At 71.5% G+C, this 23,036-nt stretch carries 24 protein-coding genes, 1 tRNA gene and 2 pseudogenes; 10 read left to right on the top strand and 17 right to left on the bottom strand.

What is annotated here, in order from left to right:
• Positions 1 to 100 precede the first annotated feature (100 nt).
• Positions 101 to 1,024, top strand: coding sequence for an aminoglycoside phosphotransferase family protein (locus QNO09_RS30545; protein ID WP_502962364.1), 924 nt, complete (start codon positions 101 to 103; stop codon positions 1,022 to 1,024).
• 85 nt (positions 1,025 to 1,109) lie between these two features.
• On the opposite strand, the gene QNO09_RS30540 is transcribed toward QNO09_RS30545, so the two are convergent.
• From QNO09_RS30540 to QNO09_RS30520, 5 genes and pseudogenes are all read right to left on the bottom strand, one after another.
• A complete protein-coding gene (locus QNO09_RS30540) occupies positions 1,110 to 1,238 on the bottom strand; it encodes a hypothetical protein (protein WP_283973489.1) in 129 nt (42 codons plus the stop codon).
• Entirely contained in the window at positions 1,238 to 2,155 is a 918-nt protein-coding gene (locus QNO09_RS30535) for a DUF1648 domain-containing protein (RefSeq protein WP_283973488.1), read from the bottom strand. The genes QNO09_RS30540 and QNO09_RS30535 overlap by 1 nt, the downstream gene beginning before the upstream one ends.
• Before the next feature lie 65 nt (positions 2,156 to 2,220).
• Positions 2,221 to 2,430 (bottom strand): annotated as a pseudogene (locus QNO09_RS30530) (GntR family transcriptional regulator); the annotation flags it as partial.
• Between the two features lie 89 nt (positions 2,431 to 2,519).
• Positions 2,520 to 2,593 (bottom strand) — tRNA-Thr (locus QNO09_RS30525).
• A gap of 94 nt (positions 2,594 to 2,687) precedes the next feature.
• Entirely contained in the window at positions 2,688 to 3,104 is a 417-nt protein-coding gene (locus tag QNO09_RS30520; protein ID WP_283973487.1) for a DUF3224 domain-containing protein, read from the bottom strand.
• A 98-nt stretch (positions 3,105 to 3,202) separates the two neighbouring features.
• On the opposite strand from QNO09_RS30520, the gene QNO09_RS30515 reads away from it, so the two are divergent.
• The 4 genes from QNO09_RS30515 to QNO09_RS30500 all read left to right on the top strand — a co-directional run bounded on the left by QNO09_RS30515 (position 3,203) and on the right by QNO09_RS30500 (position 6,937).
• Positions 3,203 to 4,171 (top strand): helix-turn-helix transcriptional regulator, encoded by a 969-nt coding sequence (locus tag QNO09_RS30515; RefSeq protein ID WP_283973486.1) that lies wholly within the window; start codon positions 3,203 to 3,205, stop codon positions 4,169 to 4,171.
• A 186-nt stretch (positions 4,172 to 4,357) separates the two neighbouring features.
• Positions 4,358 to 5,440, top strand: coding sequence for an ABC transporter ATP-binding protein (locus QNO09_RS30510; RefSeq protein WP_283973485.1), 1,083 nt, complete (start codon positions 4,358 to 4,360; stop codon positions 5,438 to 5,440).
• A gap of 218 nt (positions 5,441 to 5,658) precedes the next feature.
• Positions 5,659 to 6,108 carry a hypothetical protein gene (locus tag QNO09_RS30505; RefSeq protein WP_283973484.1) on the top strand — a complete coding sequence of 150 codons (450 nt, stop codon included), beginning with the start codon at positions 5,659 to 5,661 and terminating at the stop codon, positions 6,106 to 6,108.
• A gap of 97 nt (positions 6,109 to 6,205) precedes the next feature.
• On the top strand, positions 6,206 to 6,937 hold the full coding sequence (locus QNO09_RS30500) for a nucleotidyltransferase family protein (protein WP_283973483.1): 732 nt from the start codon (positions 6,206 to 6,208) through the stop codon (positions 6,935 to 6,937).
• 513 nt (positions 6,938 to 7,450) lie between these two features.
• Here the strand turns inward: QNO09_RS30500 and QNO09_RS30495 are convergent.
• The 6 genes from QNO09_RS30495 to QNO09_RS30470 all read right to left on the bottom strand — a co-directional run bounded on the left by QNO09_RS30495 (position 7,451) and on the right by QNO09_RS30470 (position 13,905).
• Positions 7,451 to 9,166 carry a DoxX family protein gene (locus tag QNO09_RS30495; protein ID WP_283973482.1) on the bottom strand — a complete coding sequence of 572 codons (1,716 nt, stop codon included), beginning with the start codon at positions 9,164 to 9,166 and terminating at the stop codon, positions 7,451 to 7,453.
• Between the two features lie 128 nt (positions 9,167 to 9,294).
• On the bottom strand, positions 9,295 to 10,236 hold the full coding sequence (gene rlmB, locus QNO09_RS30490) for a 23S rRNA (guanosine(2251)-2'-O)-methyltransferase RlmB (protein WP_283973481.1): 942 nt from the start codon (positions 10,234 to 10,236) through the stop codon (positions 9,295 to 9,297).
• A 114-nt stretch (positions 10,237 to 10,350) separates the two neighbouring features.
• Positions 10,351 to 11,763, bottom strand: coding sequence for a cysteine--tRNA ligase (gene cysS, locus QNO09_RS30485; RefSeq protein ID WP_283973480.1), 1,413 nt, complete (start codon positions 11,761 to 11,763; stop codon positions 10,351 to 10,353).
• A gap of 98 nt (positions 11,764 to 11,861) precedes the next feature.
• The gene (gene ispF, locus QNO09_RS30480; protein WP_283973479.1) at positions 11,862 to 12,368 is read right to left on the bottom strand and encodes a 2-C-methyl-D-erythritol 2,4-cyclodiphosphate synthase; all 507 of its coding nucleotides are present in this window, start codon (positions 12,366 to 12,368) and stop codon (positions 11,862 to 11,864) included.
• Positions 12,358 to 13,122, bottom strand: a complete 765-nt coding sequence (gene ispD / locus QNO09_RS30475; RefSeq protein WP_283973478.1) for a 2-C-methyl-D-erythritol 4-phosphate cytidylyltransferase — start codon at positions 13,120 to 13,122, stop codon at positions 12,358 to 12,360. Before ispD ends, ispF begins: the two co-directional genes overlap by 11 nt.
• Before the next feature lie 300 nt (positions 13,123 to 13,422).
• Positions 13,423 to 13,905: a CarD family transcriptional regulator gene (locus QNO09_RS30470; RefSeq protein WP_003953493.1), complete on the bottom strand. Its 483-nt coding sequence runs from the start codon at positions 13,903 to 13,905 to the stop codon at positions 13,423 to 13,425.
• A 582-nt stretch (positions 13,906 to 14,487) separates the two neighbouring features.
• Here QNO09_RS30470 and QNO09_RS30465 point away from each other — a divergent pair.
• Positions 14,488 to 15,159, top strand: a complete 672-nt coding sequence (locus QNO09_RS30465; protein ID WP_283973477.1) for a copper chaperone PCu(A)C domain-containing protein — start codon at positions 14,488 to 14,490, stop codon at positions 15,157 to 15,159.
• A 74-nt stretch (positions 15,160 to 15,233) separates the two neighbouring features.
• Here QNO09_RS30465 and phoP read toward each other — a convergent pair whose 3' ends face one another.
• Together phoP and phoR are read right to left on the bottom strand one after the other, a co-directional pair.
• Complete coding sequence (gene phoP, locus QNO09_RS30460) at positions 15,234 to 15,905, bottom strand: two-component system response regulator PhoP (RefSeq protein ID WP_020271862.1); 672 nt, start codon at positions 15,903 to 15,905, stop codon at positions 15,234 to 15,236.
• Positions 15,906 to 15,910: 5 nt separating this feature from the next.
• On the bottom strand, positions 15,911 to 17,203 hold the full coding sequence (gene phoR / locus QNO09_RS30455; protein ID WP_283973476.1) for a two-component system sensor histidine kinase PhoR: 1,293 nt from the start codon (positions 17,201 to 17,203) through the stop codon (positions 15,911 to 15,913).
• Positions 17,204 to 17,448: 245 nt separating this feature from the next.
• Between phoR and phoU the strand changes: the two genes are divergently transcribed.
• From phoU to QNO09_RS30440, 3 genes are all read left to right on the top strand, one after another.
• Positions 17,449 to 18,150, top strand: coding sequence for a phosphate signaling complex protein PhoU (gene phoU / locus QNO09_RS30450; RefSeq protein WP_283973475.1), 702 nt, complete (start codon positions 17,449 to 17,451; stop codon positions 18,148 to 18,150).
• 580 nt (positions 18,151 to 18,730) lie between these two features.
• Entirely contained in the window at positions 18,731 to 18,886 is a 156-nt protein-coding gene (locus tag QNO09_RS30445; protein WP_283973474.1) for a hypothetical protein, read from the top strand.
• A 178-nt stretch (positions 18,887 to 19,064) separates the two neighbouring features.
• Positions 19,065 to 19,316 carry an SCO4226 family nickel-binding protein gene (locus QNO09_RS30440; RefSeq protein WP_053670838.1) on the top strand — a complete coding sequence of 84 codons (252 nt, stop codon included), beginning with the start codon at positions 19,065 to 19,067 and terminating at the stop codon, positions 19,314 to 19,316.
• 21 nt (positions 19,317 to 19,337) lie between these two features.
• On the opposite strand, the pseudogene QNO09_RS30435 reads toward QNO09_RS30440, so the two are convergent.
• The 3 genes and pseudogenes from QNO09_RS30435 to QNO09_RS30425 all read right to left on the bottom strand — a co-directional run bounded on the left by QNO09_RS30435 (position 19,338) and on the right by QNO09_RS30425 (position 21,135).
• Positions 19,338 to 20,482: pseudogene (locus QNO09_RS30435) on the bottom strand (RNA polymerase sigma factor).
• Positions 20,483 to 20,490: 8 nt separating this feature from the next.
• A complete protein-coding gene (locus QNO09_RS30430) occupies positions 20,491 to 20,898 on the bottom strand; it encodes a YciI family protein (protein WP_283973473.1) in 408 nt (135 codons plus the stop codon).
• A gap of 108 nt (positions 20,899 to 21,006) precedes the next feature.
• Positions 21,007 to 21,135 carry a hypothetical protein gene (locus QNO09_RS30425; RefSeq protein ID WP_283973472.1) on the bottom strand — a complete coding sequence of 43 codons (129 nt, stop codon included), beginning with the start codon at positions 21,133 to 21,135 and terminating at the stop codon, positions 21,007 to 21,009.
• A 273-nt stretch (positions 21,136 to 21,408) separates the two neighbouring features.
• On the opposite strand from QNO09_RS30425, the gene QNO09_RS30420 reads away from it, so the two are divergent.
• Positions 21,409 to 22,011, top strand: coding sequence for a 2'-5' RNA ligase family protein (locus tag QNO09_RS30420; protein ID WP_283973471.1), 603 nt, complete (start codon positions 21,409 to 21,411; stop codon positions 22,009 to 22,011).
• 76 nt (positions 22,012 to 22,087) lie between these two features.
• Here the strand turns inward: QNO09_RS30420 and QNO09_RS30415 are convergent, their stop codons facing one another.
• Positions 22,088 to 22,849 (bottom strand): phosphoglyceromutase, encoded by a 762-nt coding sequence (locus QNO09_RS30415; RefSeq protein ID WP_283973470.1) that lies wholly within the window; start codon positions 22,847 to 22,849, stop codon positions 22,088 to 22,090.
• Between the last annotated feature and the right edge of the window lie 187 nt (positions 22,850 to 23,036).

Below are 23,036 nucleotides of genomic sequence, written 5' to 3'. Positions count from 1 at the left end.
CCTCCCGACCATCGCCCTCCCCGCCACCCAGCGCGACCTCGACCTGCCCGAGGACGACCGGCGGAAGCCCTCGCCCACACACCTTCAGCGCACAATCCACATGCCCCACCCGGCCCGCCCCACTACCGTGCCGGGAGTGATCGACATCCCCCGGGAACTGGCGGCGTCACAGGAGAAGTTCAACGGCGAGGCGGGCCGCGCCTTCATCGCCGGACTCCCCGAGCTGACGGAGCGCTTCCTCGACCACTGGGACCTGAGACCCGACGGACCGGCCATGCACGGCGTCTCCGCCCTGGTCCTGCCGGTCGTCCGCGCCGACGGCACCGCGGCGGTCCTCAAACTCCAGATCCCCGACGAGGAGAGCGAGGGCGAACCGGTCGCACTGCGCGCCTGGAACGGCGACGGTGCCGTCCGCCTCCTCGACCACGACGAGCCCACCGGCACCATGCTCCTGGAGCGCCTCGACGAGACCCGCATGCTGTCCCACGTGCCGGACGCCCACCAGGCCGTGGTCACCATCGCCGAGCTCCTGGCCCACCTCACGTCCTTCCCGGCGCCGCCCGGCATACGCCGCCTCGGCGACATCGCGGGGGCCATGCTCGACCGGACCCCCTGGGCCCTCACCCGCATCCCCGACCCGGAGGCCCGCCGGCTCGTCGCCGACTGCGCGGCCACCGTACGCGAGGTCGCCGACGAGCCGGGCGACCGGCTCCTGCACTGGGATCTCCACGACGAGAACGTCCTCGCCTCGGGCCGCGCCCCCTGGCTCGCGATCGACCCCAAGCCCCTCGCGGGCGACCCGGGCTTCGAACTGTGGCCCGCCCTGGACAACCGCTTCGACCCCGACGACATCGTCTGGCGCTTCGACGCCATGACCGGCATCCTCGCCCTGGACCGCCCCCGGGCCCACGCCTGGACCCTCGGCCGCCTCCTCCAGAACACCCTGTGGGACATCGAGGACGGCCGCCGCGTCGACGACGCCCAACTGGAGATCGCCCGGCGGCTGCGCGCTCGCGGCCTCTGACGCGTGCGGAGAGGCGGAAAGCGAGCATGAGGTGAAGCTGTGCCGCGGTACCCCTTCGCCGGGTACCGCGGCACGTGCCGGTCTGTCAGAAACAGGGCGTGGACACGTTGCCCACCTCGTTGCCCTTGAGCAGGCCGCCCCAGATGTAGTTGCCGTCCGACAGCAGCACCCACTTGTCGTGGCGGGTCGTAGGGGACGGCCAGGACCAGCTCATCAGCTTGGACGTCGACCGATCAGGGAGTTCAGGAGGGCAGCTCCACGCTCGGCGTCATCCACGCTGACGGCAAAGTCCTTACCCTCGTCGGTGCGGATCACCAGGCACTCCCCGCTACGCAGCATCACGGTGGTGCCCAGCCCGCTCAGCCGGTATCCCCAGCCGCCGACCTGGGCAGGCGTCCGCGTCTCGACACGGGCAGAGGCAATACTCTCGGCCGCCCACCGCCGGGCCGGCCAGCCAAGCGGGCCCAAGGCGACCTCAAGTCCCTTCTCGCTGACCCGCGCCTGCGCCGACGCACAGCCGAGCACCACCACGGAGGCGAGAGCGAAGGGCCCGGCCAGCAGCGCAGCCTCAGAACCCATCAAGCCACCCACCGCCGCCACGAGCGCTGCCACTGCTACGGCACCGGTCACGGCGGCTGTGCCATGGAGCCAGGGGTTGGACGTACGGGAGAGCCACACCAACCGCTCCCCCTCCGGTGTTTCCATCGTCGAGCCCCCCACCCCCGGCCCCACGGCCGGTGCCCGGCGACCAGCCAGCAAGGCGGCCCCACCCACGACCACCGCTCCCACGAGGGTCATCGCGACCCAGCCTGTCACCGAGTCCGCCTCGTGCCAGTCCGCGTGGTCCAGGTTCGCCCGCACGACAGACGCCTGCCCGCCGAGGAGTGTCACACCGCCGCACCCCAGGGTCGCGCCGACCCAACCGCGCGTCGCACCCTTCGCACTGCCGCGTGCCCGCCACAGAACCAACGCCACGATCGCCGTCATCACCCCCCAGATCAGCGCCGGGAAGAACGTCGCGGCCCAGAGCGGCATGGAACTGTCGGGCTTGCCGGAGCCGGCATCCCAGTGTGTCGCCAGCCGGTCCGGCAGCCGGCCGGCGGCAGCCAGGGGCAGCGCCACCAGCAGCACCAGGACTCCTATGGCCCACCCGGCGGCACTCCACGCCGCACTGCTCCTCCGCCCTGCTGGGTCGGTCACGAAATCCCCCTGATCATGTCGATGCGGTCGTCCGTGCTGCATCCGAGGCGCGCCGCGTCGGCCACGACATCGCGTACCCGATCCAGTAGTGCTGAGCGCTGGTCCGCCCCGTGGGCCACGGTCACGCCCCGGCCCCGTCGGAACTCCCGCACTCCCTCGTCGCGCAGCGCTCTTAGGCCGCGTACCACCGTGTTGACGTCACTCCCGGCGCCTGGGAGAGGTCCCCCGTGCCGTGGGAAGCCCCCGAGTAACAGAAAACCCCAGGTCAGCTGATGTCTGACCTGGGGTTTCTCGGAGCCCCCTGTCGGATTCGAACCGACGACCTACGCATTACAAGTGCGTTGCTCTGGCCAGCTGAGCTAAGGAGGCGGGCGCCGTGCGTCGCGTTGCCGCGCGTGAGGGCGGCTCCACTGTACACAGAGCCCGTTACGCCGAGCCACGGCGTTCCGTTGCGACCGGCCGGCTACCGCACCTGGTAGGCGAACCGATACTCCACCGCCGTCTCACCGTGCCGTGCGGTGAAGGCGCCCTTCCCCTCCAGGCCGGTCAGCTCTCCGCTCCCCGAGCCCGGCACCACCTCGAAGGCGCAGTGCACGGTGCCGTCCTCGCCGAAGGACCCGCGTTCCTCGACCGCGAAGCTCCCCTCGCGTCCGTCGACGCGGCCGGTGAGGAGTTCCATGCCGGCGAAGGAGCCGGTCTTCGCGGTGACGTAGACGATCGAGTACTCGCAGCTGGTCGCGGCCGACTCGATGCCGCCGGTGAAGGTGTTCCGGACGGAGGCGTGGGCGAGGCGGGGGTTCGCGTCCTCGCCGGGGCCGATCACGCGTTCCTGCCAGTCGGCGAAGGTGAAGTGACCGGTGGTGGTGCGGAGGCCGGGCATGGGTGGTCCTTTCGGTCGGGTGGACGTGTGATCAGCCTGGACGCCGTACCTGACATCTCCTGTCAGGTACGGCGGCGGGCGCCGCGACAATGGCCCCCATGCGCGCCGACCGGCTCCTCTCGCTGCTCCTGCTGCTCCAGAACCGCGGGCGGACGACCGCGCCCGAGCTCGCCGCGGAGCTGGAGGTGTCGGTGCGGACGGTCTACCGGGACATAGAGGCGCTGGGGGCGGCCGGTGTGCCGGTGCGTGCGGACCGGGGGCCGGAGGGCGGCTACCGGCTGATGCACGGGTACCGGACGCGGCTGACCGGGCTGACCGACGCCGAGGCCGGTTCCCTGTTCCTCGCCGGGATGCCCGGGCCCGCGCGGGACCTGGGACTGGGAGCTGTGCTGACCAGTGCCCAGCTGAAGGTGCAGGCGGCCCTGCCGGCCGAGCTGTCCGGGCAGGCGCGGCGGGTCCAGGAACGGTTCCATCTGGACGCGCCCGCCTGGTTCCGGGAGGCCGACCCGGTGCCGTGCCTGGAGGCCGTCGCGGGGGCCGTGTGGGAGCGGCGGGTGCTGCGGCTGCACTACCGGCGCCGGCGCGGCGAGGTGCGCCGGGAGGTGCGTCCGCTGGGGCTCGTCCTGAAGGGCGGCATCTGGTACCTGGTGGCGCTGGCGGAGGAGACCGTACGGACCTACCGGGTGTCGCGTGTCCTGGCCGTGGAGGAGACGGGGGAGATCTTCGAGCGGCCCGCGGGGTTCGGCCTGGCCACCTACTGGGCCGACTCCTCCCGGCGTCTGGAGGCCGCACTCCAGCAGGACACCGCGCGGCTGCGGATCTCACCCCGCGCGCGGCGGCTGCTGCCGATGTGGTTCGGCGCGGCGGGCGTACGGGCCTTGGAGAGCGCGGGACCGCCCGACGGAGACGGCTGGGTCGAGGTGGAGCTGACCGTGGAGTCGGAGGCGGTGGCCGTGGGCGACCTGCTCCGGCTCGGCACCGAGGCGGAGGTGCTCGGCCCTCCCGCCCTCCGGCAGGCCGTCGCCCGGGCGGTCGCGGTGCTCGCGGACCGTTACGGACAGCCCTGAGACGCCGCTTCGAAAATTTCCGCGAAGTTCACACGCTCGGAACTACTGACATACGTGTGAACGCCGGGTACCGTCCTGAGCCAGTTCACACGCGTGGACTACACCACAACGGAATGACCGTCGTGGCACCGCCTTCCTACTCGGATCGTCCGGCACGTTCCTGCCGGTAGAAGGGGTTCATTCACCATGGCCACTGTCTCGTTCGACAAGGCGACCCGGATCTACCCGGGTTCCACCAAGCCCGCCGTCGACGCGCTGGAGATCGACATCGAGGACGGCGAGTTCCTCGTCCTCGTCGGCCCCTCCGGCTGCGGCAAGTCCACCTCGCTCCGCATGCTCGCGGGGCTCGAGGACGTCAACGGCGGCGCCATCCGCATCGGCGACCGCGACGTCACGCACCTGCCGCCCAAGGACCGGGACATCGCCATGGTGTTCCAGAACTACGCGCTCTACCCGCACATGACCGTCGCCGACAACATGGGCTTCGCGCTCAAGATCGCCGGCGTCAACAAGGCGGAGATCCGGCAGAAGGTCGAGGAGGCCGCGAAGATCCTCGACCTCGCCGAGTACCTGGACCGCAAGCCGAAGGCCCTCTCCGGCGGTCAGCGCCAGCGTGTCGCCATGGGCCGCGCCATCGTGCGTGAGCCCCAGGTGTTCCTCATGGACGAGCCGCTGTCCAACCTGGACGCCAAGCTCCGTGTGTCCACGCGTACGCAGATCGCCTCGCTCCAGCGCCGCCTGGGCATCACCACCGTCTACGTCACCCACGACCAGGTCGAGGCCATGACGATGGGCGACCGCGTGGCGGTCCTCAAGGACGGCCTGCTCCAGCAGATCGACACCCCGCGCAACATGTACGACAAGCCCGCCAACCTCTTCGTGGCCGGCTTCATCGGCTCCCCGGCGATGAACCTCGTCGAGGTGCCGATCACCGACGGCGGCGTGAAGTTCGGCAAGTCGGTCGTCCCGGTGCAGCGTGACGCGATCGCCGCCGCCACCGACAAGACCGTCACCGTGGGCGTCCGCCCCGAGCACTTCGAGGTGTCGGACATCGAGCAGGGCCTCGCCGTCACCGTCAACGTCGTCGAGGAACTCGGCGCCGACGCGTACGTCTACGGCACCGCGAAGGTCGGCGACGAGTCCAAGGACCTCGTCGTCCGCGTCAACGGCCGTGACGTCCCGGAGAAGGGCAGCCAGCTGCACGTCGTGCCCCGCGCCGGCGAGACCCACGTGTTCGCGACGTCGACCGGTGCGCGCCTGTCCGACTGATCAACCGGCATCGCACAACCCCCGGGTGAATCACCCAGGTTGACGAAGAGGGCCCCGCAGCGCGCTGCGGGGCCCTCTTCGTTGTCGACAAACACCCCGGCAGACCGGACGTTTCGAGCAGTGTGCGTCAACGCCTTACCCGGAAAGTGGCACTCTCTCATCCCCCATACCGGTGACTAAATGTCTACAAACCATTACGGGGCGCTACCCTCACACGCGTGAAGCACTCCATGAACCAACAGACGCGACGCGGCCGGGGCCCCGCCCGCCGGATCGGCCGCACCCTCGCTTTCGTCCTGCCCGTCGTCCTGGTGCTCTCCGGGACCCTCGCGGTCACCCGAGTCAACTGGTCGGGGAACTCCACCGACCCGGTGCTCACCGCCGCGAACACCTCCGTGGGCACCCCACAGGCCGCCAAGCGCGCCCCCCAGGACGTCCTGCGCGACAAGCTGCTGACCGAACTGCAGGAGGAGAACCCGGGCGTCGCCCTCACCCACCTCCAGCAGGCCGTCAACGGCCGCCCTTCGCTGGCGAAACACTGCGCCTCCATCGCCCGCGCCCTCGGCCAGGCCGCCGTCCGGGTCTACGGCCCGACCCGCGCCCAGTCCTACGCCCGCCCGGTCTGCGACACCGCCTTCGCCACCGGCGTCGCCGCCGCGCACAGCTGAGCCCACCGCCCTGCCACCGGGTGGGAAGTCCGTCACGGCCGACGGGAAGCGTCGTCGGCCGCAGTCCCGGGCGGGACGCCACGTACAGTTCGTGTCCATGAGCGATACGAGCGCCGCGTCCCGCCCCGTTCAAGCCGTCGTTCTGGCCGGTGGCCAGGGCTCCCGGCTGCGTCCGTACACGGACGACCGGCCCAAGCCGATGGTCGAGATCCCCGGGACGGGGGCGCCGATCATCGGCCATCAGCTGTCCTGGCTCGCCGACGAGGGGGTGACGGACGTCGTCGTCTCGTGCGGCCATCTCGCCGAGGTGCTGCAGAAGTGGCTGGAGACGGCCGAGTTGCCCGTCTCCGTCACGACGGTCGTCGAGCCCGAGCCGCTCGGACGCGGCGGCGGCCTCAAGTACGCCGCAGCGCATCTGCCCCACCCCGACCAGCCCTGGTACGCGACGAACGGGGACATCTGGACGCGGTTCTCGCTGCGGGACATGGCCGATTTCCACGCCGAGCGGGACGCCCTCGCGACCCTGGCGCTGGCCCGGCCCCGGCTGCCGTGGGGCGCGGTGCGGACCGACGGCTTCGGCCGTATCACCGACTTCATCGAGGCACCGCCGTCGACCTTCGAGATCAACGCCGGCGTGTACGTCTTCTCCCCCGAGTTCGCCGGGCTGTTGCCGCACCGGGGCGACCATGAGCGGACGACGTTCCCTCATCTCGCCCGCGAGCGACGGCTGGCCGGGTTCACGATCCCCCAGGGGTCGTACTGGCGGGCCATCGACACGGCGAAGGACCTGACCGAGGCGGCCAAGGAGCTGGCGGCGCTGGGACGCTGAGAGCTCCGCCGGTCGCACCGGTCCGCGAAGGGCTCACCGATCCCGCCAAGAAACCGGCGACACCGGGGCACTGAGAGCTCCACCTCTCGCACCGGTCCCCGAGGAACCTGACGGGTCCCATCAAGGAGCCGGCGACACCGGGGCGCTCGGGCTCCACCGCTCGCACCGGTCCCCGAGGGGCCTGACTGCCGTCCAAGGATGCCGACGGCGCTGCCGCGCTGAGAGCTCCGCCGGTCGCACCGGTCCGCGAAGGGCTCACGGATCCCGCCAAGAAACCGGCGACACCGGGGCACTGAAGCTCCACCACTCGCACCGGTCCGCAAGAAGCCCGACTGCCGTCAAGGATGTCGGCACTGAGAGCTCGGCCGGTTGCCCCGTCGGCGGCTGACCGCTCGTCGTGGCTTGTCGCGCGGTTCCCCGCGCCGCTTGAGGCCCTCGTCCCCCTACCCGCGAGAAGGCCCCGCATCTGCGTGATGCGGGGCCTTCCGGGCCTTCCGGCGTTCCGGTCGGGTGTCAGCCCAGCAACCCGCCCACCAAGCCCGGGCGGCCCGTGGAGCGGCCCGTGGAGGAGTCGCCGCCGTCCGTGCCGCCGGTCGAGCCCGTGCCGCCCGTTGCCGTGCCGCCGCCTGAGGTGGGGCCGGTCGTGGTGCTCGGGGCCTGGTCGGCCGGGGTGGACTGCTGGGGCGGTGCCTGGCCCGCGGTGCCCTGGGTCTGGCTCGGGGAACCGCCGGTGACGGTGCCGGTGTCGCGGGTGGCGCCGGGCCTGGTCGTGGTGCCCGCGCTGGGGCTGGCCGAGCCGGCCGTGGCGCCCTGGGTGGGCGAGGAGGAGAACGACGGGGTCCGCTTCTCCTTCCGCTTGACGGGCTCGCCCGGGAGCGGGGAGCCGGGCAGTTCGTTGCGCGGGGCCTCGCCGGGGCCGGGGACGACGACCCGGTCCGCGTCGCGGACGGCACCGCCGAGCAGCGAGCCGACGAGCAGGGTGACGCCGGTGGCGATGGCGGTGACGAGGGCGCCGCGGCGCAGCACGTAGCGGCGCAGGTCCCAGATGTCGGCGCGGGGGCCGAGGCGACGCCAGGCGCTGCCGGCCAGTCGGCCGTCGACGGAGTAGACGGGAGCGCCGGCGATGATCAGCGGGGACCAGGCGGCGAGGTAGATGATGTCGGGCGTCTGGTAGACGGGGACGCTCTTCCAGCTGACCGTGACCAGCAGCGCGGCCGACAGCAGGGCGCCCAGACAGGCGGCGACACGCTGCCAGCAGCCCAGCACCGTCAGGACGCCGACGATGACCTGCGCGAAGGCGATCACCAGGCCGGCGCCGATCGGGTGCTCGAGGGCGAACTGGCGCAGCGGCTCGGCGACTTCCCACGGATGCAGGGTGTTGAGCCACTTGACCATCGAGCCGCGCTTGCCGCCGTCGAAGTAGACGGGGTCGCACAGCTTGCCCATGCCGGCGTAGATGGAGATGAAGCCCAGGAAGACGCGCAGCGGGAGCAGGACGACGCCGAGGTTCATCCGGCGGCCCGGGTAGTAGACGTGCCGGGCCGGGTCGTCGCCGTGCCGCTTGGCCCGGCGCCCGACGGTGTCCGCGCCGGTGGCGGACTCCTCGAAGTCGCCGTCCCCGTACCCCGGTTCGTCGTAGGCGCTGCCGACGGTGCGCATGGGCGGCAGCAGCCGGGTGCCGTCGGCGGGCTCGTGGGTGCGCTGGGGGCCGACGACCGGGGTCTCGACGGTCTGGGCGAGGTCGCCCTCGTAGCCGTCACCCGCGTAGCCGTCGCCGCTGTGGCCGGCGCCCCGGTATCCCGGATCGTCGTAGCCCGGGCCCACGCGGGAGATGACCTGGGTGGCTCCGGTGTCGGAGGCGGAGGCGGACTCGTCGGCGTGGCGGACACTCTCGTGCCGCACGGCCTGAAGGAGCCGGTGCGCGCCGGTGTCGTCCGGCGCGGATCTGCCGCTCCAGACGACGGGCCGGCGTCGGGCGGTGGCCCCGTCCGCCCCGCCCCCCACGAGGGGGACGCGGGTGGTGTCCTCGGTGGCGGTCAGATGCCGTGCGACCCGGGGGGACTGGACGCGACGCGTCGAAACGCCCAACTGCACGCGAAAGCTCGCGTGGTTGACGATGACCTGCGCCGGGTCGCTCGGCACCTTCACCATGCTCAGCGCGGGAGCGTCGTCGAGTCCCGACGAGCGGTCCCCCGTGGGTGTGCGGGGTGTTCTGGTGTCCACACTCATCTAACCGAGTGACGTCGGGTTAGGACACTGCTTTGACCCGCCGGATCTGTCCGGACCCCGTCAAGCTTGTCCTCGTCGCCCCGATGACACCGGAATTACCCCGTACGGGTGAAGTTCCGGACACCTGTTCAGCGTCGGCGACGGGCCGCCTCGTACAGCACGATCCCGGCCGCCACACCGGCGTTGAGCGACTCGGCGCCGCCCGGCATCGGGATGCGCACCCGGTGGTCGCAGGTCTCGCCGACCAGCCGGGACAGCCCCTTGCCCTCGCTGCCGACGACGATGACGACGGGGCCGTCCAGAGCCGCCAGGTCGCCCAGCTCGGCCTCGCCGTCGGCGGCCAGGCCGACGACCGTGATGCCCGCCTTCTTGTAGGCCTCCAGCGCCCGGGTGAGGTTGGTGGCGCGGGCGACCGGGGTGCGGGCCGCCGTACCGGCGGACGTCTTCCAGGCACCGGCCGTCATACCGGCCGCACGGCGCTCGGGGACGACGACGCCGTGCCCGCCGAAGGCGGAGACGGAGCGGACGACGGCGCCGAGGTTGCGCGGGTCGGTGACGCCGTCGAGCGCGACGATCAGCGGGTCCACACCGTCGTCGTAGGCGGCGGCCGCCAGGTCCTCCGGGTGGGCGTACTCGTACGGCGGGACCTGGAGGACCAGGCCCTGGTGGTTGAGACCGTTGGTCATCCGGTCCAGCTCCGGGCGCGGCGCCTCCATGAGGTTGATACCGCCGCGCTCGGCGACGACCTGGAGGGCCTCGCGCACCCGCTCGTCGTTGTCGATGAACTGCTGGACGTAGAGCGTGGAGGCCGGGACGCCCTCGCGCAGCGCCTCCAGGACCGGGTTGCGTCCGACGACCAGCTCGGACGTGCCCTTGCCGCCGCGGCCACGGGCCACGGGCCGGCGCACGGACTGCTTCGCCTTGGCGTTGGCGACGCGGTTCTTCTTGTGTCCCTTGCGCATCTCGGCGGGCGGGGTGGGACCCTTGCCCTCCAGGCCCCGGCGTCGCTGGCCGCCACTGCCGACCTGCGCGCCCTTCTTGCCGGACATGCGGCGGTTGTTCGCGGCCATGAGCTACCCGTCTCCGTGAAGTGTTCGTACGTACGTCTGTGTACGTCTGTTCCGTCTCTGCAGTGTGCCGCCCGGAGGCCCGGGCGGCACAGTCGATCAGCTGTGGGGCCGGTCTCAGCGCGGGCCGAGACTCCAACGCGGCCCCTGGGGGCTGTCCTCGATGACCAGGCCGGACTGGCTCAGCTGGTCGCGGATGGCGTCCGCGGTGGACCAGTCCTTGCGGGCCCGCGCCGCCTCGCGCTGGTCGAGGACCATGCGGACGAGGGTGTCGACCACGCCGTGCACGCTCTGGTTGAGCACAGTCTCGCCGCGGTCGCCCTCGCCGGCCCAGTGCGGGTCGAGCGGGTCGAGGCCGAGAACGCCGAGCATCGCGCGGACCTCGGCGAGCCGGGCCACGGCCGCTTCCTTGTCGTCGGCGGCGAGCGCGCTGTTGCCCTGCCGGACGGTGGTGTGCACCACGGCGAGCGCCTGCGGCACGCCCAGGTCGTCGTCCATGGCCTCGGCGAAGGTCAGCGGCACCTCGGCGGCGGGCTCGACCGGGCCGGCCTTCTCGACCACGCGCTGCACGAAGCCCTCGATCCGCGCGAACGCCGACTCGGCCTCGCGCAGGGCCTCCTCGCTGTACTCGATCATCGAGCGGTAGTGCGGGGTGCCGAGGTAGTAGCGCAGCACGATGGGGCGCCAGCGCTTGACCATCTCGCTGACCAGGACCGAGTTGCCGAGCGACTTGGACATCTTCTCGCCGCTCATGGTGACCCAGGCGTTGTGCAGCCAGTACCGGGCGAACTCGTCGCCGTAGGCCTTGGCCTGGGCGATCTCGTTCTCATGGTGCGGGAAGACCAGGTCGAGGCCGCCGCCGTGGATGTCGAAGGCGGTACCGAGGTACTTGTGCGCCATCGCCGAGCACTCCAGGTGCCAGCCGGGACGGCCGCGGCCCCACGGTGTCTCCCAGCTGGGCTCCCCCGGCTTCGCCGCCTTCCACATGGCGAAGTCCCGCGGGTCGCGCTTGCCGGTCTCACCGGCGCCGGAGGGCTGCTGGAGGTTGTCCAGCTCCTGGTTGGACAGCGCCAGGTACTCCGGGAAGGAACGCACGTCGAAGTAGACGTTGCCGTCGGCCTCGTAGGCGTGCCCGCGCTCGATGAGGCCGCGCATCATCTCGACCATCTCGGTGATGTGGCCGGTGGCACGCGGCTCGTAGGTCGGGGGCAGGCAGCCGAGGGCGTGGTAGCCGTCGTTGAACGCGCGCTCGTTCTCGTAGCCGATGGCCCACCAGGGGCGGTTCTGGTCGGCCGACTTGGCGATGATCTTGTCGTCGATGTCGGTCACGTTCCGCACGAACACGACGTCGTGGCCGCGGTAGGCGAACCAGCGGCGCATGATGTCGAAGTTCAGCCCGGAACGGATGTGCCCGATGTGCGGGGCGGCCTGCACGGTGGCACCGCACAGGTAGATCGAGACGCAACCCGGCCGGAGCGGGGAGAAGTCACGAATCTGCCGGGCGCTGGTGTCGTACAGGCGAATAGTCACCACTCCAGGGTAGTGGGCCCCGGGGTGTGCCTCAGGACCTTCCCCTCGGGGCGCGCGTATTCGTGACATCGGCCATCGGCCTCCCGGGCCCCTCGCCCTCAGCCGACGCGCACGACCAGGGCCGTGGCCACCGCCATCAGCCCTTCCTCCCGGCCGGGGAAGCCCAGCCCGTCCGTCGTCGCACCCGACACCGACACGGGGGCTCCGGCCGCCTCCGACAGCAGTTTCTGCGCCTCGTCCCGGCGCTTGCCGATCTTCGGGCGGGGACCCACCACCTGTACGGCGATGTTGCCGATCCGGAAGCCCGCCCCGCGCACGATGCGCGCGGCCTCCGTCAGGAGGGTGACTCCGGAGGCGCCCGACCACTCGGGGCGGCCCGTGCCGAAGTGCTGCCCGAGGTCGCCGAGGCCGGCGGCGGAGAAGAGGGCGTTGCAGGCGGCGTGGGCGACGACGTCGGCGTCGGAGTGACCGGCCAGGCCCGGGCCCTCGCCCTCCCACTTCAGGCCGGCGCACCACAGCTCGCGGCCCTCCTCGAAGGCGTGGATGTCGGTGCCGATGCCGACCTGGGGGAGCACGGGTCCGGGCACGGACGCGTCAGAAGCCATCGTTGAGCCTCCTGCGGGCCAGGACCGCCTCAGCGAGGACCAGGTCCAGAGGACGGGTGACCTTGAACGCCTCCTCGTGACCGGGGACGGCCACGACCGTGAGGCCGAGCTGCTCGACCATGCCCGCGTCGTCGGTGACCTCGCCGGTGACCGTCTCGTGCGCCCGGACCAGCGTGGCCCGGTCGAAGCCCTGCGGGGTCTGCACGGCCCGCAGCCGCGCCCGCTCGGGCGTGGCGACGACCGGCTCCGGCTCGCCGGGGGTGCCGGCGGGCTCGACCTGCTTGACGGTGTCGGCCAGCGGCAGCGCCGGGACCACGGCCGGGGCGCCGTCCCGTACGGCCTCGATCACGGCGTCGACGGTGTCCACCGGGACCAGGGGCCTGGCCGCGTCGTGCACCAGCACGATGTCGTGGCCGGGCGGCAGCGCGTCGAGGCCGAGTCTCACGGACTGCTGGCGGGTCTGCCCGCCCGGGACGACGAGGAAGTCCGTCCGCTCGGGCAGGGCGTGCGCGTCGAGCAGTGACTTGACCTCGGCGGCGCCGTCGGGCGGTGCCACGACGACGACCAGGGAGACGGCGCGGGAGGCGGCCATCGCGCGGACCGCGTGGATCAGCATGGGGGTGCCACCCAGCGCGCGGAGCGCCTTGGGGGCGCCCGGGCCGAGTCGTACACCCCGGCCGGCGGCCGGGATCACGGCCGCCGTGCGGGCCCTGGAGGGGGCGGCGGACGGCGAGGGACGCGAATCTTCAGACATCGGTTCCTGTCAGGTTTGTGTGCTGGCCTGGCGTGGGTATGGCCTGGAGGAGTGCCGGGCGCGACGCGCTCGACCGGACCCTTCCGTGACGCCGGTCGAGCCGGCTGCCCGGGCCCGGCACACCAAGCACCACCAAGCATCGGGGCGTGAGTGATAACACAACCCGGGGTGGCGGCGCATCGGCGTCGGAGTGCGAACATGCCGCAGCGCCCGGCGACGGGAATTCGTCATCGGGCACCGCGGCATTTCGATGTGCAGGCGCGCGCTTGATCAGCAGAGCGCTGAGCGACGGGCTTCACCTCAGGAGGCGAGCACCTCGTCGAGCAGGGCCTCGGCCTTGTCCTCGTTGGTGTTCTCCGCGAGGGCGAGCTCGCTCACCAGAATCTGGCGGGCCTTGGCGAGCATGCGCTTCTCACCGGCGGAGAGTCCACGCTCGCGCTCACGACGCCACAGGTCACGCACGACTTCCGCGACCTTGATGACATCGCCCGAGGCGAGCTTCTCCAGGTTTGCCTTGTAGCGGCGGGACCAGTTCGTGGGCTCCTCTGCGTACGGTGCGCGCAGCACCTCGAAGACCCGGTCCAGCCCATCCTGACCGACCACATCACGCACGCCGACGAACTCCGCATTGTCCGCTGGCACACGTACCGTCAGGTCGCCCTGGGCGACCTTCAGCACCAAGTAGGTCTTGTCCACGCCTTTGATCTGGCGAGTTTCGATAGCCTCGATCAGCGCGGCCCCGTGATGGGGATAGACCACGGTGTCGCCAACCTTGAACGTCATGTGACAGGTACCCCTTCCGTGGCTATCCAGGGTAACACGGAAATCCCGGGTTCTGAATGGCGTTTTCGCAGGTCAGGGCGTATCTCGGGGCTTGACAACTCCGACAGGAACGTGCTTCGGACAGGGAGTGGAAGAAGGTATTCGCAGGTGGGAGCGGCTCTCCGGGGTGAGGGAAACGCGTACGTTACACGCATCCGGAGCATCCTCCAGACGGCCGAACATCCCCATATGTCCGGTTCCATGTGATCGACTTCCGCTACTCCGTTCGGAGGCCCGAGCCGGGTTCCGGTCGAATCCGGAATTGATCACGAGCCGCCCGGACGGACCACCGGTGATCAATTCCCAGGTGGCCCCGCATTCCTTCACGGAAAATCTGCGGCACTGCCCCGGACTCTTATGCGAATGGCGGACGAGCACCGCCCCAATGTGACGCAGGAGTCATCCGCGACTTGGGCGCGGATCAGTGGTGCCGGGGGGTCGGGTGCGGCGCGGCAGGGACGGCTCGGTAACCTAAGGCCCGCTGACAGACACTTAGGGCGGCTTCACCGGCCGCTCCGCTCGAGTCAAGGAGTTGCCTCCGCCGTGAGCCGCAGCCTTCGACGCGGTGCCCTCGCCGCCGCCGTCACCGCGTTCTCGATCGCCTCGCTCGCCGCGTGCGGCGCCGGCAACAACGCCCAGACCCTGCAGGTCCAGCCGGACAACGCGGCCACGAGCGTCGGTGACATCAAGGTCCAGAACGCGATCGTGATCACGCAGCCCGACCCCGAGTCGACCGGCCCGGCCGCGATCTCCGCGACCTTCTTCAACTCCGGCGAGAGCGCCGAGACGCTGGAGTCCATCACCCTCCCCGGCACCGGCAAGACCGCCGAGCTCAAGCCCGCCAAGGGCGGCAGCCTCAGCATCCCGCCCGGCGGCTCCCTGGTCCTGGGCGGCAAGGACAACGCGACGGCGATCGTGCCGAACAGCGGTGAGGCCGTGCAGGACGGCAACGCCCAGAAGGTCACCTTCACCTTCAGCGAGACGGGTGCCGTGAGCCTGCGCGCGTTCGTCGTCCCCGCCGAGCACTACTTCAAGGAGTGGGGCCCGACCGAGGTGCCGGCCGCGCCGGGCGCCTCCGCGTCGCCGTCGGGTTCTCCCGCCGAGGGCGAGTCGGGCGCGCCGGAGAGCCCCGCCGCCGGCCAGACGCCGGGTGGCCCCGAGGCGTCCGGCACGCCGACCGACGCGGCCTCGGCGAGCGCGGGCGCCGGGCACTGAGCAGACGCACGAAGGGCGGGACCTCTCTCCGGAGAGAGGTCCCGCCCTTCGTGCGTCCGTCGTGCGCGGCCGGTCTACGGCTCGAACTTGTAACCGAGACCGCGGACCGTCACCAGGTAGCGCGGGGCGCCCGGGTCCGGCTCGATCTTGGCGCGCAGGCGCTTGACGTGGACGTCGAGGGTCTTGGTGTCACCGACGTAGTCGGCGCCCCAGACCCGGTCGATGAGCTGCATGCGGGTGAGCACCCGGCCCGCGTTGCGCAGCAGCATCTCCAGCAGGTCGAACTCCTTCAGCGGCAGGTCGATCTTGGTGCCGCCGACGGTGACCACGTGCCGGTCGACGTCCATGCGGACCGGTCCGGCCTCCAGGGCCGCCGGAGTGACCTCCTCGGGCTCGCCGCGGCGGCGCAGTACGGCACGGATGCGAGCGACCAGCTCGCGCGAGGAGAACGGCTTGGTGACGTAGTCGTCGGCTCCTATCTCCAGACCGACGACCTTGTCGATCTCACTGTCCTTGGCGGTCACCATGATCACGGGAACGTTGGAACGACCGCGCAGCTGACGGCACACCTCGGTGCCCGGCAGGCCGGGCAGCATCAGATCGAGGAGGACGAGGTCGGCGCCGTTGCGCTCGAACTCGTCGAGTCCGTCGGGCCCGGTGGTCGCGACGGCGACCTCGAAGCCCTCTTTGCGGAGCATGTACGACAGGGCGTCGGAGAAGGACTCCTCGTCCTCGACGACGAGCACACGGGTCACGGAAGGACCTCCGGGGCGGGAAGCGTTTCGTACGCGGTTGATTCGGGGGATGTGAGGGTGGACCGCCCGGCCTCCTCGTCGAGGCCCGCGCCTCCTGCGCGTATCTCTCGGGCGGGCTGCTGATGTGCGCGGTCGCGGGCCGCACCGGCCTCCGGCAGCCGCAGGGTGAAGGTGGAGCCCTGGCCTTCGGCGCTCCACACCGTGACCTCCCCGCCGTGCGAGGCGGCCACGTGCTTCACGATCGCCAGCCCCAGTCCCGTCCCACCGGTGGCACGGGAGCGGGCCGGGTCGACGCGGTAGAAGCGCTCGAAGATGCGCTCCTTGTCCTTGTCGGAGATGCCGATGCCCTGGTCGGTGACGGCGATCTCGATGTGTTCCCCGCCGGGCGCGTGCACCCTGCGGGCCGCTATGCCGACGCGGGTGCGGGCGGGCGAGTAGTTGACCGCGTTCTCGACGAGATTGCCGAGGGCGGCGGCGAGCTGGCCGCGGTTTCCCCATACGTTCAGGTCGGCGGCGCCTCCCGCGGCCATGGTGATCTGCTTGGCGCCGGCCTGGTGCCGGCAGCGGTCGACGGCCTCGGCGACCAGCTCGTCGACGCGCACCGGCTCGGCGTCCTCCAGCGGGTCGTCGTTCTGCACCCGGGACAGGTCGATGAGCTCCTGCACCAGGTTCGTGAGCCGGGTGGCCTCGATCTGCATGCGCCCGGCGAACCGCTCGACCGCCTCGGGGTCCTCGGAGGCGTCCATCACGGCCTCGGAGAGCAGCGAGAGGGCACCGACGGGCGTCTTCAGCTCGTGACTGACGTTGGCGACGAAGTCGCGCCGGACGGCCTCGATACGGCGGGCCTCGGTCAGGTCCTCCACGAGCAGCAGCACCAGCCGGGAGCCGAGCGGCGCGACCCGCGCGGAGACGGCCAGGGCCTCTCCGCGTCCGGTGCCGCGCCGTGGCAGATCCAGCTCGACCTGGCGTATCTCGCCGTCCCGCCTGGTGTCCCGGGCCATCCGCAGCATCGGCTCGACAGCGAGCTTGCCGCCGCGGACCAGGCCGAGGGCGTACGCCGCCGAGCTGGCCTTGACCACGGCGTCCGCCTCGTCGAGAACGACGGCCGACGACCTGAGGACCGACAGGACCGTGTCCACGCCCGGCGGAAGGACCGCGTCGGTGTGCAGGGAGCTACGGGTGGGGCGGCTCTGCTCGCGCTCACTCCAGCGGAACGCGAGCATGGCGATGACGCCGGTGAGCACCCCGGCGATCGCTGCCGCTGCGGCGACCGCCGCGTTCACGTCCATGCACCCAGGTTAGGCATGGCTCGGGCACCCTCCACAGCCGTCGGGGTGCGAGCTCGAACACTCGTCGCCCAGAGTTCACCTTGGAGCCAGTATTGGTTCATTTGGGATGACGGAAACGGACGCGTACGGGCCGGAACGTGGGAGCGTGGGGTTCGGACCGTTGGTAGTACGACGGTCGTACCGCCGGTTGACCGGTGGCCCCGGCCCTTGGACCCCTGACTGAGACGCACGAGAGGGAAAGCCTGATGCGGGACGCGTACCACGAGGAACTGGACTCGATCGGCGACGGTCTGGTGGAGATGGCCCGGCTGGTCGGGTCGGCGATCGGGCGCGCCACGACCGCCATGCTCGACTCCGATCTGAAGCTGGCCGAGAACGTCATCGAGGCCGACCAGAAGGTCGACGAGCTCCAGCACGACCTGGAGGCCCGGGCCATAGCCCTGCTGGCCCGTCAGCAGCCGGTGGCGACGGATCTGCGCATCGTCGTCACGTCGCTGCGGATGTCGGCCGACCTGGAGCGCTCGGGCGACCTCGCCCAGCACGTGGCGAAGCTCGCGCGCCTGCGCTACCCGAACCGCGCGGTCCCGAGCGACCTGCACGCCACGATCCTGGAGATGGGCCAGCTCGCGCAGCGCCTGATGGCGAAGGCCGCCGAGGTGATCATCACCAAGGACGTCGACCTGGCGCTCCAGCTGGAGCAGGACGACGACGAGATGGACCTGCTGCACCGCACCCTGTTCCAGCACCTGATGGACGACCGCTGGAAGCACGGCATCGAGACGGCCGTGGACGTGACGCTGCTGGGCCGCTACTACGAGCGGTTCGCCGACCACGCGGTGTCGGTCGCCAAGCGCGTGGTGTACCTGGTGACGGGCGAGCACGCCGACGAGCTCCAGGCGGATGCGCAGCCGGAGATCCAGGCGGTCTCGGGGGCGGAGAGCGCCTGACGGGGCGCCGAGCCGGGGGGCACCGGGGACCGGCCCGGGCGCCGCGCCGCGCCCCGGGGGCGGGTGCCGGTGGGGCGGGTGCCGGGGACCGGCCCGGGCGGACGGGTCTCTCGGTGAGGGCGGACCGGTCTCCGGTTGGGGGCTGAGGCGTCTCCCGGCCGGGGGCGGACCGGCTGCCCAGCCGGGGCGGACCGGTCTCCCGGACCGGGGCGGACGCGTCTTGCTGCCGGGGGCGGGCGGGGATCGGCCAGGGCGCCGTGCCGCGCCGGGGGCGGGCGCCGGTGGGGCGGGTGCCGGGGACCGGCCCGGATGGACGGGTCTCCCGGTGAGGGCGGACCGGTCGCCGGCGCGGCCGGTGCCCGCGCCGCTCGCGGTGGAGGGCGGACGGACAGGTGTCCCGGCCGGGGACGGACCGGCTGCCCAGCCGGGGCGGACCGGTCTCCCAGCCCGGGGCGGACGCGTCTTGCTGCCGGGGGCGGGCGGGGACCGGCTGGGGCGCGCGGGCGCCTCAGTGCGCCGTTGATGCGCCCAGCGGGACGGGCGTCCAATGGGCACAGGCACCAGCCTCGAGGAGGGACCCATGTCCGAATCCCCCAGCACCACGCCCGACCCCGCCCGGCAGCGCGAGACCGAGCAGCCCGCCGAAATCAGGAGCCTGCCCCTGATCGCCGCGTGCGGCTGCGGATCGGGGTGCGGTTGCGGCTGCCAGTCGGGCAGCCCTTGCCAGTGCGGCTGACGCCGGCACGTTGTTCGCGGAACCTGTAGGGCTCCGGCGGTGTCGCCGGGGCCCTACGGCGTCGGGCCGTGGACCTTGGACCGCGGGCCTGGAGTCGCCCGGGTGGCCCTACGGGCGGAGCATGAAGGGGAGGCAAGGTGGCGCGGGCGAGCGCCGTGCCAGGAAGGAGACCCGAGGCATGCCCAAGTTCATGGATGTACATCGCGGCATGGAAGGCATCACGGAAGAACAGCTGCGTGAAGCCCACAACGCGGACCTCGCGATTGAGAAGGACGAGCAGGTCCACTTCGAGATGGCCTGGGCGGACCCGGAGTCCGGGCACGTCTACTGCCTCTCCGAGGCCCCCTCGGCCGAAGCGGTCCAGCGCATTCACGAGCGCGCCGGGCACAAGGCGGACGAGGTGCACCCCGTGCCGCTGACGGTGCGGTGACCTGCCGCCGCACGCGGCCCGTCAGCGGCGCCGGCCGGCGTTGAGGCGGGCCGCCTGGCGGGTCAGGTAGTCGCGTTCGGCGAGGTGGGGAGCCTTGTGCGCCGCCTCGGCGTACAGCCGGGCCGCCGTGTCCAGGTCGCCGTCGCGCTCGTGGAGGTATGCCGCCACCGCGGTGTGGCGGGGCAGCGAGTCGTCCAGGGCCGCGAGCGCCGCGAGGCCGGCCCGCGGGCCGTCGGCCTCGCCGACTGCCACCGCCCGGTTGAGCCGCACCACGGGACTGTCGGTCAGACGCGCGAGCTCGTCGTACCACTCGACGATCTGCACCCAGTCGGTCTCCTCGGCGGTCGGCGCGTCCGCGTGGAGGGCCGCGATGGCGGCCTGCGCCTGGAACTCGCCCAGCCGGTCGCGGGCCAGGGCCGCCTGGAGGATCGTGACGCCCTCGGCGATCAGACACGTGTTCCACCGGCCGCGGTCCTGCTCGGCGAGCGGCACCAGGCTGCCGTCGGGTGCGGTACGGGCGGCGCGCCGGGCGTGGTGGAGCAGCATGAGGGCGAGCAGCCCGGCCACCTCGGGGTGGTCGATCCGGGCCGCGAGCTGCCGGGTGAGCCGGATGGCCTCGGCGGCGAGGTCGACGTCGCCGGAGTAGCCCTCGTTGAAGACCAGGTAGAGGACACGCAGCACGGTGGCGACATCGCCGGGCTGCTCGAACCGCACGTCGGAGACGGTGCGCTTGGCGCGGCTGATGCGCTGCGCCATCGTCGCCTCGGGAACCAGGTAGGCCTGGGCGATCTGCCGTGTGGTGAGACCGCCGACGGCGCGCAGGGTGAGCGCGACCGCCGACGACGGCGTCAGCGAGGGGTGGGCGCACAGGAAGTAGAGCTGGAGCGTGTCGTCCACGTCGGGCGTGGGCCCGGGCGCCGGTTCCTCCTCGACGAGGTTCTCACGCCGGCGGCGGGCGCTGTCGGCCCGCGACTGATCGAGGAACTTGCGCCAGGCCACGGTGACCAGCCAGCCCTTGGCGTCGCGCGGCTGATCGGCGGGCCAGACGCGCAGCGCCTCGATCAGCGCCTCCTGCACGGCGTCCTCGGCCGCCGCGAAGTCGGCTCCGCGGCGGACGAGGATCGTGAGCACGCCGGGTGTGAGCTGCGCAGCAGCGCCTCGTCCATGGGTGGGGTCACTCCGTGATGGTGGGGGGCGTGGTGAGGAAGGGGCGCACCTCGAGCCACTCGTGGATCGGCTTGCCGCCCGCCCCGGGGGCCGCCGACAGCTCGCCGGCCAGCTCGACGGCACGGTCGTAGCCGTCGACGTCGATGATCATCCAGCCGGCGATGAGGTCCTTGGTCTCGGCGAACGGGCCGTCGGTGACCGGCGGACGCCCCTCACCGTCGTACCGGACCCACGCACCCTCGGGGGCGAGCGCCTGGCCGTCGACGAACTCTCCGGTCTTCTCGAGCCGCGCCGCGAAGTCCTGCATGTACTGCACGTGGGCCGAGATCTCCTCCGGCGTCCACCGGTCCATGGGTACGTCGTTGACCGCCGCCGGGGCGCCGCGGTAGTGCTTCAGAAGCAGGTACTTGGCCATCGTGGTTCTCCTCGGTGCTGGTGCGACCCATCTTGGCCGCCTTCACCCCGGGGACGGAGCCGGGCGCGGGTTCTCGACATCGCCCCCGAAGTTTTTTCCGGAGGGGGCTCACTGCCCGACGCGGCCGTCGATCTCGGGGTCGACCCACATGTCCGGGTAGACGGTCGCCCGTGTCCACCGAGTCGGATCCGAGGCTGCGGACGCCACTGCTTCGCCGGTGTGCTCGCCTGAGGCCATGCGGGCATGGTGGACCGGGCGGGGCCGGGCCGCCACCGAATATCGGGGCCCGGTCGGGACCTGCCCGGCTTCGGGCTGTCAGCCGATTTGCGCGGCCTCGACCATCAGCCCATGCCCGTCAGGCGTCCGCATCCCGCGATGTCGATGCGATGTCGACGTGGCCGTCCGAACAAGCACCATGAGGAGAGGACAGGGCGGGGGTTGGAGGGCGGGGGTTGGAGGGCTGGGCTTCTTCCCACGTCGTGGAAGACCCCCGTCAACACTCCTGTGATCATGAGAAGCGTGGTGATCGCGGAGGAGAGCGGGGCGCGGAGCGAGCGGACGTCGGACGGGTGGCCGGACATACCGGGCGACACGGCGCTCACCATCAGGATTCCGGAGGCCGATCCGCTGGTCCGGGCCGGATTCCCGGCCCATGTGACGGTGCTCTATCCGTTCGTGCACGAAAGCCGTCTGGACGACCCGGCCCACCGCGACCTGTCCGGCATCCTCGCCGGGCACCCTCCGTTCACCCTGACGTTCGCCGGCTTCGGCCGTTACCCCGGTGTCCTCTACCTCGACCCGCACCCTCACGCCCCGGTCAAGGCCCTCACCACGGACCTCACCCGGCGCTGGCCCGAACTGGTGCCGTACCGGGGGATCTTCGGCCCCGGCCTCGACCCCCACCTGACGATCGCGAACCACGAGAGCCCGGCGACCCAGGACGCGGCGTACGACACATTGCAGTCCGACCTCGCACCACTGCTGCCGCTGCGGTGCGAGGTCGACACGGTGCAACTCATCACCTGGGACGGGAAAGGCTGGCGCGAGCGGGACGAGTATCGCCTCGGCCCCGAGGGTCCACGTTCCGACGAGGGAAACAACTCCCTTGCCTGACTGGTGAGTGCGCCGGAGGCTTGCGAAGCCCCCTACCAGCGGACAACCCGCAGGCAGGGGGCTTCTTCAGCGCTGCTTACTTCTTCTTGCCCTGGTTCTTGACCGCCTCGATGGCGGCCGCTGCCGCGTCCGGGTCCAGGTAGGTGCCGCCCGGGTTCAGGGGCTTGAACTCGGCGTCGAGTTCGTAGGAGAGCGGGATGCCGGTGGGGATGTTGAGGCCCGCGATGTCCGCGTCGGAGATGCCGTCCAGGTGCTTGACCAGGGCGCGGAGCGAGTTGCCGTGGGCCGCGACCAGGACCGTGCGGCCGGTCAGCAGGTCGGGGACGATCGCGTCGAACCAGTACGGGAGCATGCGGACGACGACGTCCTTCAGGCACTCCGTGCGCGGGCGCAGCTCCGGCGGGAGGGTCGCGTAGCGCGGGTCGGAGAACTGGGAGTACTCGGCGTCGATGTCCAGCGGCGGGGGCGGGGTGTCGTAGGACCGGCGCCACAGCATGAACTGCTCCTCGCCGAACTCGGCGAGGGTCTGGGCCTTGTCCTTGCCCTGGAGGGCGCCGTAGTGGCGTTCGTTCAGGCGCCACGAGCGGTGGACCGGGATCCAGAGGCGGTCCGCGGCCTCCAGGGCCAGCTGGGCCGTGCGGATCGCGCGCTTCTGGAGGGAGGTGTGGACCACGTCGGGGAGGAGATCGGCGTCCTTCAGGAGCTCGCCACCGCGGACCGCCTCCTTCTCGCCCTTCTCGTTGAGATTGACGTCCACCCAGCCGGTGAACAGGTTCTTCGCGTTCCACTCGCTCTCGCCATGGCGGAGGAGGATCAGCTTGTACGGTGCGTCGGCCATGCCTCAGAGCGTAATCCACGCTTTCGCCCGTTCGCGTGGCTGCCCGGCAGGCGGACGTTTGACTGGATCTGTTAATTGAGTGGCCTGCGGCGATGGACGGCTTGTAATTTGCGCATGCTGACAGCGCTGCTTACACGCGGGCTTGCACGCGCTGCCCGCGAGCGCTGCTCACGAGCGACGCCGTCAT

The organism is Streptomyces sp. 378 (assembly GCF_030124145.1).
Classification (GTDB): Bacteria; Actinomycetota; Actinomycetes; order Streptomycetales; family Streptomycetaceae; genus Streptomyces.
Note: the sequence above shows the minus strand (reverse complement) of the source record. Positions and strands in the feature narration are given on the sequence as shown.